The organism is Enterobacter sp. BIDMC109 (genome assembly GCF_001037885.1).
In the GTDB taxonomy this organism is placed as follows: Bacteria; Pseudomonadota; Gammaproteobacteria; order Enterobacterales; family Enterobacteriaceae; genus Enterobacter; species Enterobacter hormaechei_C.
The window spans coordinates 4,437,371-4,449,950 of the sequence record NZ_KQ090002.1 but is presented as its reverse complement, the minus strand read 5'-3'; the positions used below and the strand labels follow the sequence as shown (position 1 = coordinate 4,449,950).

The following is a 12,580-nucleotide window of genomic DNA, read 5'->3' as shown; positions in this document are numbered from 1 at the left end:
CGCGCATCAGGGTATTTTCATGAAACAAATCACCTTCGCTTCCCGCAACCACCAGCTCACCAACATCAACACCTGGACGCCAGACAGCCAGTGGCTTGTCTATGATGTCCGCCCGTCCGGCGCGTCGTTTACCGGTGAAACCATTGAGCGGGTCAATGTTAGTACGGGCGAGGTTGAGGCGATCTACCGTGCGACTGACGGCGCGCATGTCGGCGTGGTAACCGTTCATCCGGCGCAGGACAAATATGTTTTTATCCACGGCCCGAAAAACCCGGATGCAGACTGGCAGTATGATTTTCACCATCGTCAGGGGGTGATTGCGCACAATGGTCAGGTGAGCAATCTTGATGCGATGGATATCACCGCGCCTTACACCGCAGGCGCGCTGCGTGGCGGCAGCCACGTCCACGTTTTTAGCCCGAACGGGCAGTTCGTCAGCTTTACCTACAACGACCATGTGCTGCACGCGCGCGATCCGCAGCTGGATTTGCGTAACGTCGGGGTGGCGGCGCCTTTTGGCCCAGTAAACCCACAGGGGAACCATCCGCGGGAATATGCCGGCACCTTCTGGAGCGTACTGGTAAGCCGTACAACGCCGAACCCGAAACCGGGCAGCAATGAGGTAAACCGCGCCTATGAAGAGGGCTGGGTGGGCAACGACAGGCTGGCGTTTATCGGCGATACGGTGTCTGCGAAAGGCGAGAAAGTGCCCGAACTGTTTATTGTCGATCTCCCCAAAGACGAGCAGGGCTGGAAACGGGCGGGCGATGCGCCGTTGCAGGGAACGCCTGAAACAATGCCCGCGCCGCCTGCGGGCGTAACGCAACGTCGCTTAACCTTCACCCATCAGAAGGCGTATCCGGGGCTGGTGAACGTACCGCGCCACTGGGTGCGCAGCAATCCGCAGGGGACGCAGATTGCGTTTTTAATGCGGGACGATAACGGCGTTGTGCAGCTGTGGCTTATCTCCCCTGAGGGCGGCGAGCCGCGTCAGCTAACCCACACTGAGCGTGATATTCAGTCGGCCTTTAACTGGCATCCTTCCGGCAACGGGCTGGGATTTGTGCTTGCAGGCCGTATTGCCTGCTGCGATGCGCAGACCGGAGAGGTGACGTTTTTGACGTCCGATCACGGCAATCCGCCGTCTGCTGACGCTGTGGTGTTTTCCCCGGACGGACGATTTATTGCATGGATGGAAGAGAAGGACGGTTTCCGCCAGCTGTGGCTAACGGAAACCGCACAGAATTAGCGTGGAGGCATCTCTGCGGGCGGGATGACGGAATTGGTCGCCAGCTTTTCCTGCTCGCTTTTCTCAACGCGCGAACGCACTGAGCTGTCGGTGCGGAACATATCCCACGGCAGCAGAAGCGTATCGGCAACCGCCGTAAACGGCATATCAAGAATCGCCAGAGATTTGGTACCCCAGTTTGTCTCATCATCAGAGATCATTGCGGCACTGGCGCGCGTCCCCGGATATGTTCCTTCTTTACCGCCGGTGTGCGACATCACGCTCGAACACCCGCAAAGTAAAACAACCCCGCTGAACGACGCCAGCTTAATCAGAACATTTCTCATCATCACTCAGTCATCTTTAGTAGCACGGCATTGACCTGCAACTCAGGGTTATAGCGAGGCGCGTCCAAAATGGATAGCTCAAAACTCCCGCACTGTGGTCGTCATCGCAATTTAACCCTTTGTGCTGTGCCCCTGAGTCTATGCGACAACCAGCAAAGTGCAAAAAAATCTCACATCAACAGTCTTGAAAAGGCCGTATCCAGACCCATTTTAAGAATGTAACCCGATAACGGACACGCCTGATGGGTGTTCGGGGAAGCAGAAGCCTGTCCATGGTGGAAGGCTACATTTTCTCGCTGATTTCAGGAGCATTTATCCATGCGTAATTTCGATCTCTCTCCGCTATACCGTTCTGCCATTGGTTTCGATCGTCTGTTCAACCACTTAGAAAACAACCAGAGCCAGAGCAACGGCTATCCTCCTTACAACGTTGAACTGGTTGACGAAAACCACTATCGCATTGCGATTGCTGTTGCCGGTTTCGCAGAGAGCGAACTGGAGATCACCGCGCAGGACAATCTGCTGGTGGTGAAAGGCTCCCATACGGCCGAGCAGAAAGAACGAACCTACCTCTACCAGGGCATCGCAGAGCGCAACTTTGAGCGCAAGTTCCAGCTGGCTGAGAACATCCACGTCAAGGGCGCGAACCTGGTGAACGGCCTGCTGTTTATCGAACTGGAACGTGTGATTCCGGAAGAGAAAAAACCGCGTCGTATCGAAATCAACTAATTACGCGGGTCGCGTGAGCGGCCCACCCGAACTTGCTTGCCGTAACGGGAGCATATGCGAATCCGCAAGGGTTTGCAGGTACAACTGTGCACAAAATTAAACTGTGCCGAACTCGCTTCTCAGAAGGAGATTTAGTATGCGTAACTACGATTTATCCCCCCTGCTGCGTCAGTGGATCGGTTTTGACAAACTGGCTAACGCGCTGCAAAGCGCAACCGAACAGCAGACCTTTCCGCCGTACAACATCGAAAAAAGCGATGATAACCACTACCGCATCACGCTTGCGCTGGCCGGGTTCCGCCAGGAAGATCTCGACATCCAGCTTGAGGGTACGCGCCTGACCGTGAAAGGGTCACCGGAAAAACCAGACACCGAGACCAAATGGCTGCATCAGGGGCTTGTCACTCAGCCGTTTAGCCTGAGCTTTACCCTGGCAGACCATATGGAAGTTTCTGGCGCGACGTTCACTAACGGGCTGCTGAACATTGACCTCACCCGTAACGTGCCGGAAGCCATTGCGCCTCAGCGCATCGCCATTAGCGAACGCCCGGCGTTGAACAGCTAAACCACGTTTTTGCCGGGTGGCAAACCTGCCGATCCTGTAGGTCGGGTAAGGCGCAGCCGCCACCCGACTCGCTCACAGATGCCATGAAGCCCTGCCCCGGCAGGGCTTTTTTGTGCGCCATCGCCCATACAACCGCCGTCAGCTCTGAGAGAATCCTTAGCATAACTATGGTTATACACAGGATGTGGATCATGAGTGATATCGCGTTAACCGTTAGCGTGTTGGCCCTTGTCGCGGTAGTGGGGCTATGGCTGGGGAATATCAAAATCCGCGGCGTCGGATTTGGCATCGGCGGGGTGCTGTTCGGCGGGATTTTTGTCGGCCATTTTGCCGACCAGCTTGGGTGGGTGCTCAGCGCCGATATGCTGCATTTCATCCAGGAGTTCGGCCTGATCCTCTTTGTGTATACCATCGGTATTCAGGTGGGGCCGGGCTTCTTCGCTTCCCTGCGCGTCTCCGGTTTACGCCTTAATCTCTTTGCCTTCGGCATCGTCGTGATGGGTGGGCTGGTTACCGCCATTCTGCATAAACTCTTCGCGATTCCGCTGCCCGTCGTGCTGGGCATCTTCTCCGGCGCCGTCACGAATACGCCCGCGCTCGGGGCGGGCCAGCAAATTCTGCGCGATCTGGGTATCCCTGCTGATGTCGTCGATCAGATGGGGATGAGCTACGCCATGGCCTATCCGTTTGGCATTTGCGGTATTTTGCTCTCGATGTGGCTGGTGCGCGTGCTGTTCCGCGTTAACGTCGAGCAGGAGGCAAAAGAGCATGAAAGCACGCTGACCAACGGCCATGCGCTCATTAAAACCATCAACATTCGCGTCGAAAACCCCAACCTGAACAATATGGCGATACAGGATGTTCCCATTCTGAACAGCGCGACCATTATCTGTTCCCGCCTGAAACGTGATGAAACGCTGATGGTGCCTTCACCGGATACCCTTATTCAGCACGGTGATCTCCTGCATCTGGTAGGGCAACCGGCGGATTTAAACAATGCCCGGCTGGTGATTGGTCAGGAGGTGGATACCTCACTCTCAACCCGTGGAACGGACATGCGCGTGGAGCGGGTGGTAGTGACCAATGAGAAAGTCCTGGGCAAGAAAATACGCGATTTGCAGGTTAAAGAGCGTTATGACGTGGTGATCTCCCGGCTTAACCGCGCCGGTGTCGAGCTGGTGGCCAGCCAGGATGCCAGCCTGCAATTCGGTGATATTCTCAACCTCGTCGGGCGTCCCTCATCCATTGATGTCGTAGCGGACATGGTAGGCAACGCCCAGCAAAAACTCCAGCAGGTGCAGATGCTGCCGGTCTTTATCGGCGTCGGGCTTGGCGTCATGCTTGGCTCCATCCCCCTGTACGTGCCCGGCTTCCCGGTAGCACTGAAGCTGGGTCTGGCAGGCGGGCCGCTCATTATGGCGCTGATCCTCGGGCGTATCGGCTCCATCGGTAAGCTCTACTGGTTTATGCCGCCGAGCGCTAACCTGGCGCTGCGGGAGTTAGGCATCGTGCTGTTTCTGGCAGTGGTGGGGCTGAAATCCGGCGGCGATTTTGTCGATACCCTGGTGAACGGCGAAGGGATGAGCTGGGTAGGATACGGCATATTTATTACCGCTATCCCACTGATAACAGTCGGATTACTGGCACGTATCTTCGCTAAAATGAACTATCTCACGCTGTGCGGCATGCTGGCCGGTTCCATGACCGATCCGCCCGCGCTGGCGTTCGCCAACAACCTGCACGCCACCAGCGGCGCGGCGGCGTTGTCCTACGCCACGGTTTATCCGCTGGTGATGTTTCTGCGCATCATCACCCCGCAGCTACTGGCGGTGCTGTTCTGGGGGATGGGCTAACAAGTCTTCCGGGTGGATACGCCGCAAATGGTAGTCCACCTGGTAATCGCTGGTGTTCCGGAACATCACGGAATAATTGAGGAACTCGCCGCTGTCGCTGTAGGAAAGGGAGGTGATGCGCAGCAGCGGCGTCTGTTCCGGCACATTCATATAACCGGCCAGCTGTTTATCTGCCAGCACCGGCGTCAGGCTCTCGTAGTTGCCGCTGATGGTGATCCCGCATTCCTTCTCGATGTAATCAAACTTAGATCCTTCGAGATGCGCCAGGGAAAGATTGCGGAACAGCTTCACCGGCATAAAGCTGTCCTCCAGCATCAGCGGTTTTCCGTCCACGTAACGCACCCGCCTTGAAAAATAGATCCGCTCATCAACCTGAATCCGCAGCTGGCTGGCGATAGCGGGCGGCGCGGGCATCACTTCAAACTGCAACACCTTGCTCTGCACTTCTTTCCCCTGCTGGCGCAGCACCTCCACCAGCCCGGTCAGGTTAGTCGTTTCATGATGAACGTCTTTGCGCGCCACGAACGTCCCGCTGCCGTGTCGACGTTCAACCAGCCCCCAGCTTACCAGCAGATCCAGCGCCTTGCGGATGGTCATCCGGGCTACGCCAAACTCCTTTGCCAGCGCTTTTTCTCCGGGTAATGGACTGCCAATGTTGTAGTCCGAGGAATTCAGCCGCAGCCGCAGCCGATCGGCAATTGATTTGTAGATCACCAGTAGACCTCTCTGCGCACATCATGGCGTGGATTACGTCTTAACTTGTCTATGTTTAGTTTAAAAAGTAGACCTGATTGGTCAAATTAAAACCATGAATGCGATCACGAATCGCAGCGGCATACCATGTTGCCGCATCAGTAAGTTCTTATGCTCACCTCAGGCCAGTAAAAAACCATAAAGGCCTCTATCCCCTACAGGTTGTTTCATGAGGATTTAAAAATGCTCAGTCAAATACAACGTTTTGGCGGCGCCATGTTCACCCCGGTTTTGCTGTTTCCCTTTGCCGGGATCGTGGTTGGGATCGCCATCATGCTTCGCAATCCGCTGTTTGTCGGTGAGGCCTTAACCGCGCCGGATAATCTGTTCGCGCAAATTGTTCACATCATCGAAGAGGGCGGCTGGGCGGTGTTCCGTAATATGCCGCTGATTTTTGCTGTCGGCTTACCGATTGGCCTGGCAAAGCAGGCGCAGGGCCGCGCCTGTCTGGCGGTGCTGATTAGCTTCCTGACCTGGAACTACTTTATCAACGCGATGGGGATGACCTGGGGTCACTTCTTTGGCGTCGACTTCTCTGCTGAACCCACTGCCGGCAGCGGGCTGGCGATGATTGCCGGAATCAAAACGCTTGATACCAGCATCATCGGGGCGATTATCATTTCCGGGCTCGTCACCGCCATCCACAATCGATTTTTCGACAAGCCGTTGCCGGTCTTTCTGGGGATTTTCCAGGGCACCTCGTTTGTCGTTATCCTCGCGTTCTTCGTCATGATCCCCTGCGCCTGGCTGACGCTGCTGGGATGGCCGAAAGTGCAGATGGGTATTGAGTCGTTGCAGGCCTTTCTACGTACCGCTGGCGCGCTGGGCGTATGGGTTTATACCTTCCTGGAACGCATTCTGATCCCAACCGGATTGCACCACTTTGTCTACGGCCCGTTTATCTTCGGCCCGGCTGCGGTAGAAGGCGGCATTCAGGTCTACTGGGCACAGCACCTTCAGGAATTCAGCCAGAGCACTGTGCCGCTGAAAACGCTGTTTCCGGAGGGCGGATTCGCGCTGCACGGCAACTCTAAGGTGTTTGGCTCAGTCGGTATTGCGCTGGCTATCTGGTATACCGCGTCGCCGGAGAACCGCGTCAAAGTGGCAGGTCTGCTGATCCCGGCCACGCTTACCGCCGTGCTGGTGGGCATTACCGAACCGCTGGAGTTCACCTTCCTGTTTATCTCGCCGTTGCTGTTTGCCATCCACGCCGTGCTGGCCGCAACGATGGCGACGGTGATGTATACCTTCGGGGTGGTGGGGAACATGGGGGGCGGTCTGCTGGACCAGTTCCTGCCGCAAAACTGGATCCCGATGTTCCATAACCACGCCTCGACGGTATTCACCCAGATTGGCATCGGCCTCTGCTTCACCGGGATCTACTTCGTGGTCTTCAGAACGCTTATCGAACGTCTGAATCTCAAAACGCCGGGCCGGGAAGAGAGCGAAATCAAACTCTACAACAAAGCCGACTATAAGGCCGCGCGCGGGCAAACCACCGCCCCGGCGGCAGCCAGCCAGCAGGTCGGGCAGGCTGCTGGGTTCTTACAGGCGCTCGGCGGCGCAGCAAACATCGAAAGTATCAATAACTGCGCCACCCGCTTGCGTATCGCCCTGGTGGATATGACGAAAACCCAAAGCGACGACGTCTTCAAAGCCCTGGGCGCACACGGTGTGGTGCGGCGCGGCAACGGCATACAGGTGATTGTCGGTCTGCACGTTCCTCAGGTGCGCGACCAGCTGGAATCGCTGATGAAAACCCCTTTAACAAACGAACAAACCACTCTGACAGAGGCTATATCATGAAAAAATTCTCAGTTGTTATTGCAGGCGGCGGCAGTACATTCACGCCTGGTATCGTCCTGATGCTGTTAGCCAACCGTGACCGTTTCCCGCTGCGTGCGCTGAAGTTCTATGACAATGACGGAGCACGTCAGGAGATCATCGCCGAGGCGTGCAAAATCATCCTTAAGGAGCAGGCGCCGGAGATTGAATTTAGTTACACCACCGATCCTGAAGCGGCCTTTACCGATGTGGATTTCGTGATGGCGCATATTCGCGTGGGCAAATACCCCATGCGTGAAAAAGATGAAAAAATCCCGCTGCGCCACGGCGTGTTGGGCCAGGAAACGTGCGGGCCGGGCGGCATCTCCTACGGCATGCGCTCCATCGGCGGCGTGCTGGAGCTGGTGGATTACATGGAGCAGTACTCCCCGAACGCGTGGATGCTGAACTACTCCAACCCGGCGGCGATTGTCGCGGAAGCCACGCGCCGCCTGCGTCCGAACGCGAAAATTCTCAACATCTGCGACATGCCGATCGGCATTGAAGGACGTATGGCGCAAATCGTCGGTCTGAAAGACCGCAAAGAGATGCGCGTGCGTTACTACGGTCTGAACCACTTCGGCTGGTGGACGTCGATTGAAGATCTGAACGGCAACGATCTGATGCCGAAACTGCGCGAATACGTGGCGAAAAACGGTTATGTTCCGCCTTCGGAAGATGCGCATACTGAAGCGAGCTGGAATGATACTTTCGCCAAGGCTAAAGACGTACAGGCGCTGGATCCGGACACCATGCCGAACACCTACCTGAAGTATTACCTGTTCCCGGACTATGTGGTCGCCCATTCCAACCCGGAGCGTACCCGCGCCAATGAAGTGATGGATCACCGTGAGAAGCATGTATTCAGTTCATGCCGGGCGATTATCGAAGCCGGTCATTCTTCTGCCGGTGAACTGGAAATCGACGAACATGCGTCGTACATCGTCGATCTGGCGACCGCGATCGCCTTTAATACCCAGGAACGTATGCTGCTGATTGTGCCTAACAATGGGGCTATCCATAATTTTGACGCCGACGCGATGGTAGAAATTCCGTGTCTGGTCGGCCACAACGGACCGGAGCCGCTGACCGTTGGTGATATTCCGCACTTCCAGAAAGGGCTCATGAGCCAGCAGGTGGCGGTGGAAAAACTGGTGGTGGACGCCTGGGAGCAGCGCTCGTATCAGAAACTATGGCAGGCGATTACCCTGTCGAAAACCGTACCGAGCGCGTCGGTGGCGAAGGCGATTCTGGACGATCTGATTGAAGCCAACAAAGAGTACTGGCCGGAACTGCATTAATTTTCCTGACCGGCATCGCCAGATGCCGGTCTCCTTGTCCTGGCTGAATTACGCTATGCTGAAGCCTGCATGCAGCACGACAAGGAACCTTCATGAACATTTCCCGCCTCGGTGAAGCACCGGACTACCGCTTCTCACTGGCTAACGAACGCACGTTCTTAGCGTGGATCCGCACCGCCCTGGGCTTTCTGGCCGCAGGTGTCGGTCTTGATCAGCTCGCCCCCGATTTTGCCACCCCGTTGATTCGCGAAGTGCTGGCCCTGCTGCTGTGCCTGATTGCCGGTGTGCTGGCGATTTATGGCTATCTGCGCTGGCTTAGAAATGAAAAGGCGATGCGTCTGAAGCAGGATCTCCCCTACACGCGCGGCTTGCTCATCATTAGTACGATTTTGCTGATGGTTGCGGGCGTAGTGATGTTACTGGTGTTGTATGCCGGATAGCCGCAAAGCACGGCGGGAAGCGGACCCCGGGCTTCAGCCGGAGCGAACCTCGCTGGCCTGGCTGCGCACGCTGCTGGGGTATGGCGCGCTGATCGCTCTTGCCATTAAGCACAACTGGCACCGCACGGGGGCGCCATTCTGGATCTCCATTGTTGTGCTGGCGCTGGTAGCCGTCATTTTATGGCGCTACACCCGCAGCCGTAACCTGATGGACGTGGCGCAGAACGACTTTGCGCAGCCGAAAGCGGTGCGGGATAAGTTCCTGATTGCGTTGGCTGTGCTGTCTCTGTCTTTACTCTTTGCAGTTACTCACATTCAGCAAATTATGAGCTTATAAGCCCGGTGGCGGCTGCGCCTTACCGGGCCTACAACTGCCGCGAACTGTAGGCCGGGTAAGGCGTAGCCGCCACCCGGCATAATTACTTCCCTTTAGCTAAATACTTCGCCATCTCATCCTCCGGCACCATGCCGCCGCCGGTCGCCCAGACCAGGTGCGTGGGGTTGGCATCCGCCTGCACGCGCAGCGGCCCGGCCATCCCCGCCAGCGCCGAAGGCTCCAGGCGAATCCCTTCCTCCTGCGCCAGCCAGCCGAGCATGTCGTACATGCTTTGATCGGAGAGGGTATAGAACCCGTCGAGCAGGCGCTCCATCGCGCGGCCCACGAAGCCGGACGCACGCCCTACCGCCAGACCGTCCGCCGCCGTCACGTTATCAATGCCCAGATCCTGCACCGCAATCTCATCGTGCAGCCCGGTATAAACGCCCAGCAGCATACATGGTGAGTGCGTTGGCTCCGCGAAGAAGCAGTGGACGTTATCGCCAAAGGCCAGCTTCAGGCCAAACGCCACGCCGCCGGGACCACCGCCGACGCCGCACGGCAGATAGACGTACAGGGGATGATCGGCATCCACCACGCGGCCCTGCTCGGCAAACTGCGCCTTCAGGCGCTCGCCAGCAACCGCATAGCCCAGGAACAGCGTACGGGAGTTTTCATCGTCAATGAAGAAACAGTTCGGATCGCTTTCCGCCGCTTTGCGTCCCTGCTCCACCGCCACGCCGTAATCCTGCTCATATTCCACGACGATCACGCCGTGGCTGCGCAGTTTGGCTTTCTTCCACTCGCGGGCGTCGGCGGACATATGCACCGTCACCTTAAAGCCAATGCGGGCGCTCATAATGCCGATGGACATCCCGAGGTTGCCGGTTGAGCCCACGGCGATGCTGTACTGGCTGAAGAAATCCTTAAAGCGCGGCTCCAGCAGGATGCTGTAGTCGTCTTCGACGCTCAGCAGTCCGGCTTCCAGCGCCAGCTTTTCCGCGTGGGTCAGCACCTCATAGATTCCGCCGCGGGCTTTAATCGAGCCGGAAATCGGCAGATGGCTGTCTTTTTTCAGCAGCAGCGTGCCTGGAATGGCCTTACCGGACTCTTTCTCCAGCCGCGCCTGCATCGCCGGGATCGCGACCAGGTCGGATTCGATAATCCCGCCCGTTGCCGCCGTTTCCGGGAACGCTTTCGCCAGATACGGCGCGAAGCGTTTCAGGCGCGCGTGCGCGTCGTCCACGTCGGCTTTGGTCAGCCCGACATACGGCAATCCTTCCGCCAGCGTCGTGGTGCGCGGGTTAAGCCAGGTGGTTTCTTTCAGGGCAATCAGATCCTCAACCAGAGGAAACTGTGCGGTTAAAGTAGTGATAGTTGCGTTTTCCATAATACGTCTCTTCGCGCTCAGATAATGAAAGAAAGCAGGAATGTGCCGCCAAGTGCAAGCACCGAGGCGATAAACGTCGCCGTCGTATAGTATTTGAAGGTCTCGTTCAGGTTCGCGCCGCAGTATTGCTTCACCAGCCAGAAGAGAGAATCGGTCACGATCGTGCAGCCAATAGCGCCGGACCCGATGGCAATGGTGATGATCTCCGGGCTTACGTTCGGGTAGAGCGGCAGCATCGGCGCCACTATCGCCGTGGCACCCATCATCGCTACCGTTGCCGAACCGACGGCGGCGTGCAGCACCAGTGCCACCAGCCAGGCGAGAAGGATAGGGTGCATATGCAGGTTCGAGAGAATATGCGCCAGCGTCTCCGCCAGACCGCTGGTTTTAAGGATGGCGTTGAACGCGCCGCCCGCGCCGATAATCAGCAAAATGTTGGCGATAGAGCCAAAGCCGTGCTCCGTATGGGTCAGCATTGCGCCCATGCCCATGTGCTGGCGGATCCCCAGCAGGTAGTAGGCGACAAACACGGCGATAAACATCGCGGTGATAGGGTTGCCGATAAACTCCAGCAGGGTATAAAGCGTGCCTTCTTTTGCCATGTTCAGCTCGGCAATGGTTTTCACCAGCATCAGGGCAATCGGCAGCAGCACGGTGAACAGCGTGGCGCCCAGCGACGGCAGCGTGTGTTCTTCCCGCACCTTCAGGTCTGAAAATTCCGCCGGAACCGGCTTATAGGGCAGACGATCGCCGAGCAGCTTCAGGAACAGCGGGCCGCCAACCAGAGACGCCATCAGGCCCACCATCAGACCGTAGACAATCACTGTCCCGACGTCCGCCCCTAATTTATTGGTGACAAACAGCGCGGCCGGATGCGGAGGCACCACGCAGTGCACTGCCATTAGTGCGGTACAGAGCGGAATGGCCAGCTTGAGCAGCGATGTGTTGGTCTTTTTGGCGATGGAAAACGCCAGCGGGATCAGCAGTACCACGCCCACTTCCACAAACAGCGTAATGCCGCAGATCAGGCCGACCAGGACCATAATCACGTCCGCCGACAACCAGCGGCAGCGCTGCAACGTAATCCCGATGCGCTCTGCCGCGCCGGAGACTTCCATCATTTTGCCGAGAATAGTGCCAAGACCGATAACCGCCGCCAGGAAGCCCAGCGTACCGCCAATCCCGCTCTCAATGGCGTTCACCATATCCAGCGGGCTCATCCCCATCATCGCGCCGACGAAAAAGCTTGCCAGCAGCAGCGCGAGGAACGGGTGAAACTTCAGTTTTACGATGGTTAAAACAATCAATACGATGCTGACAAGCAGCGTTGCCACAACCCAGACCTGAGATCCCATATCTCACCTCACCCTTATGTTGTACAGTCCGGGGACATGGTAGACAGGTGTTCGGGGACATGGTGAACACTTTTTAACATCCTTTACCCATGATGATCGACTTTTTCTTCAGGTCGATCATCCCCACTTTCGTGCTGTACCACCATACTTCATAGCAGCCGTCCTCCTGTGTCTCCCTCAGCCCCACACGCTCTCCCCTGAAGGCCTTCCCTGCGTTCAGACTGATACCCTGTATGCTCAGCTTCCCGCTGATATCCACCTTCCTGACCACCACGCCTTCATCGTACTCCGGTGGGGGTGTGCCGGCGCGGTACTGCCGCGCAGACGGCTGGTATCTCGAGGCCGGTACTGCCATGTCCAGCGCTTCATGTGGCCGTTCAAGGTTGTACACCGTCCGCCAGTGGTCGAAAGCGCGCTGCAACTCACCGCTGTCCGCGAACCATCTCTCCTGTAGCACTTCCGCCTTCAGGCTGCGGTGA

Annotated in this window: 13 protein-coding genes and 1 other annotated feature; of the genes, 8 read left to right on the top strand and 5 right to left on the bottom strand. The window is 57.1% G+C overall.

The annotated features are described in order from the left end of the window. The first annotated feature begins 19 nt into the window (after positions 1 to 19). Positions 20 to 1,249, top strand: coding sequence for a DUF3748 domain-containing protein (locus tag SK62_RS20965; RefSeq protein WP_023302819.1), 1,230 nt, complete (start codon positions 20 to 22; stop codon positions 1,247 to 1,249). Here SK62_RS20965 and SK62_RS20960 read toward each other — a convergent pair. Next, positions 1,246 to 1,578 carry a YceK/YidQ family lipoprotein gene (locus SK62_RS20960; RefSeq protein WP_017383693.1) on the bottom strand — a complete coding sequence of 111 codons (333 nt, stop codon included), beginning with the start codon at positions 1,576 to 1,578 and terminating at the stop codon, positions 1,246 to 1,248. The genes SK62_RS20965 and SK62_RS20960 overlap by 4 nt on opposite strands. 247 nt (positions 1,579 to 1,825) lie before the next feature. Then, positions 1,826 to 1,900, top strand: a sequence feature (ROSE (Repression Of Heat Shock gene Expression) occurs in the 5'-region of heat shock genes and acts as an RNA thermometer to modulate expression.). Here SK62_RS20960 and ibpA point away from each other — a divergent pair. From ibpA to SK62_RS20945, 3 genes are all read left to right on the top strand, one after another. Continuing rightward, positions 1,894 to 2,304 carry a small heat shock chaperone IbpA gene (gene ibpA / locus SK62_RS20955; protein WP_006177605.1) on the top strand — a complete coding sequence of 137 codons (411 nt, stop codon included), beginning with the start codon at positions 1,894 to 1,896 and terminating at the stop codon, positions 2,302 to 2,304. Its footprint overlaps the feature before it by 7 nt. Positions 2,305 to 2,440: 136 nt before the next feature. Further along, the gene (gene ibpB, locus SK62_RS20950) at positions 2,441 to 2,869 is read left to right on the top strand and encodes a small heat shock chaperone IbpB (protein ID WP_015570126.1); all 429 of its coding nucleotides are present in this window, start codon (positions 2,441 to 2,443) and stop codon (positions 2,867 to 2,869) included. A 191-nt stretch (positions 2,870 to 3,060) separates the two neighbouring features. Continuing rightward, positions 3,061 to 4,722: a putative transporter gene (locus tag SK62_RS20945; protein WP_048249864.1), complete on the top strand. Its 1,662-nt coding sequence runs from the start codon at positions 3,061 to 3,063 to the stop codon at positions 4,720 to 4,722. Here SK62_RS20945 and SK62_RS20940 read toward each other — a convergent pair. After that, positions 4,690 to 5,436, bottom strand: coding sequence for a GntR family transcriptional regulator (locus tag SK62_RS20940; RefSeq protein WP_017383690.1), 747 nt, complete (start codon positions 5,434 to 5,436; stop codon positions 4,690 to 4,692). The two genes, SK62_RS20945 and SK62_RS20940, sit on opposite strands and share 33 nt — an antisense overlap. A 222-nt stretch (positions 5,437 to 5,658) precedes the next feature. On the opposite strand from SK62_RS20940, the gene SK62_RS20935 reads away from it, so the two are divergent. The 4 genes from SK62_RS20935 (at position 5,659) to SK62_RS20920 (ending at position 9,377) form a co-directional block, all read left to right on the top strand. Further along, positions 5,659 to 7,281, top strand: a complete 1,623-nt coding sequence (locus SK62_RS20935; protein WP_017694019.1) for an alpha-glucoside-specific PTS transporter subunit IIBC — start codon at positions 5,659 to 5,661, stop codon at positions 7,279 to 7,281. Beyond that, positions 7,278 to 8,600, top strand: coding sequence for a 6-phospho-alpha-glucosidase (locus SK62_RS20930; protein WP_015570123.1), 1,323 nt, complete (start codon positions 7,278 to 7,280; stop codon positions 8,598 to 8,600). Before SK62_RS20935 ends, SK62_RS20930 begins: the two co-directional genes overlap by 4 nt. Positions 8,601 to 8,692: 92 nt before the next feature. Beyond that, on the top strand, positions 8,693 to 9,040 hold the full coding sequence (locus tag SK62_RS20925; RefSeq protein ID WP_003861080.1) for a YidH family protein: 348 nt from the start codon (positions 8,693 to 8,695) through the stop codon (positions 9,038 to 9,040). Beyond that, positions 9,030 to 9,377, top strand: coding sequence for a DUF202 domain-containing protein (locus tag SK62_RS20920; protein ID WP_017383689.1), 348 nt, complete (start codon positions 9,030 to 9,032; stop codon positions 9,375 to 9,377). Before SK62_RS20925 ends, SK62_RS20920 begins: the two co-directional genes overlap by 11 nt. A gap of 82 nt (positions 9,378 to 9,459) precedes the next feature. On the opposite strand, the gene dsdA is transcribed toward SK62_RS20920, so the two are convergent. From dsdA to SK62_RS20905, 3 genes are all read right to left on the bottom strand, one after another. Further along, positions 9,460 to 10,746, bottom strand: a complete 1,287-nt coding sequence (dsdA, locus tag SK62_RS20915; RefSeq protein WP_015570121.1) for a D-serine ammonia-lyase — start codon at positions 10,744 to 10,746, stop codon at positions 9,460 to 9,462. 17 nt (positions 10,747 to 10,763) lie between these two features. Next, the gene (gene dsdX, locus SK62_RS20910) at positions 10,764 to 12,101 is read right to left on the bottom strand and encodes a D-serine transporter DsdX (protein WP_047718308.1); all 1,338 of its coding nucleotides are present in this window, start codon (positions 12,099 to 12,101) and stop codon (positions 10,764 to 10,766) included. Positions 12,102 to 12,174: 73 nt separating this feature from the next. Next, a partial coding sequence (locus SK62_RS20905) for an IS481 family transposase (protein WP_048249861.1) occupies positions 12,175 to 12,580 on the bottom strand: 406 nt, incomplete at its 5' end.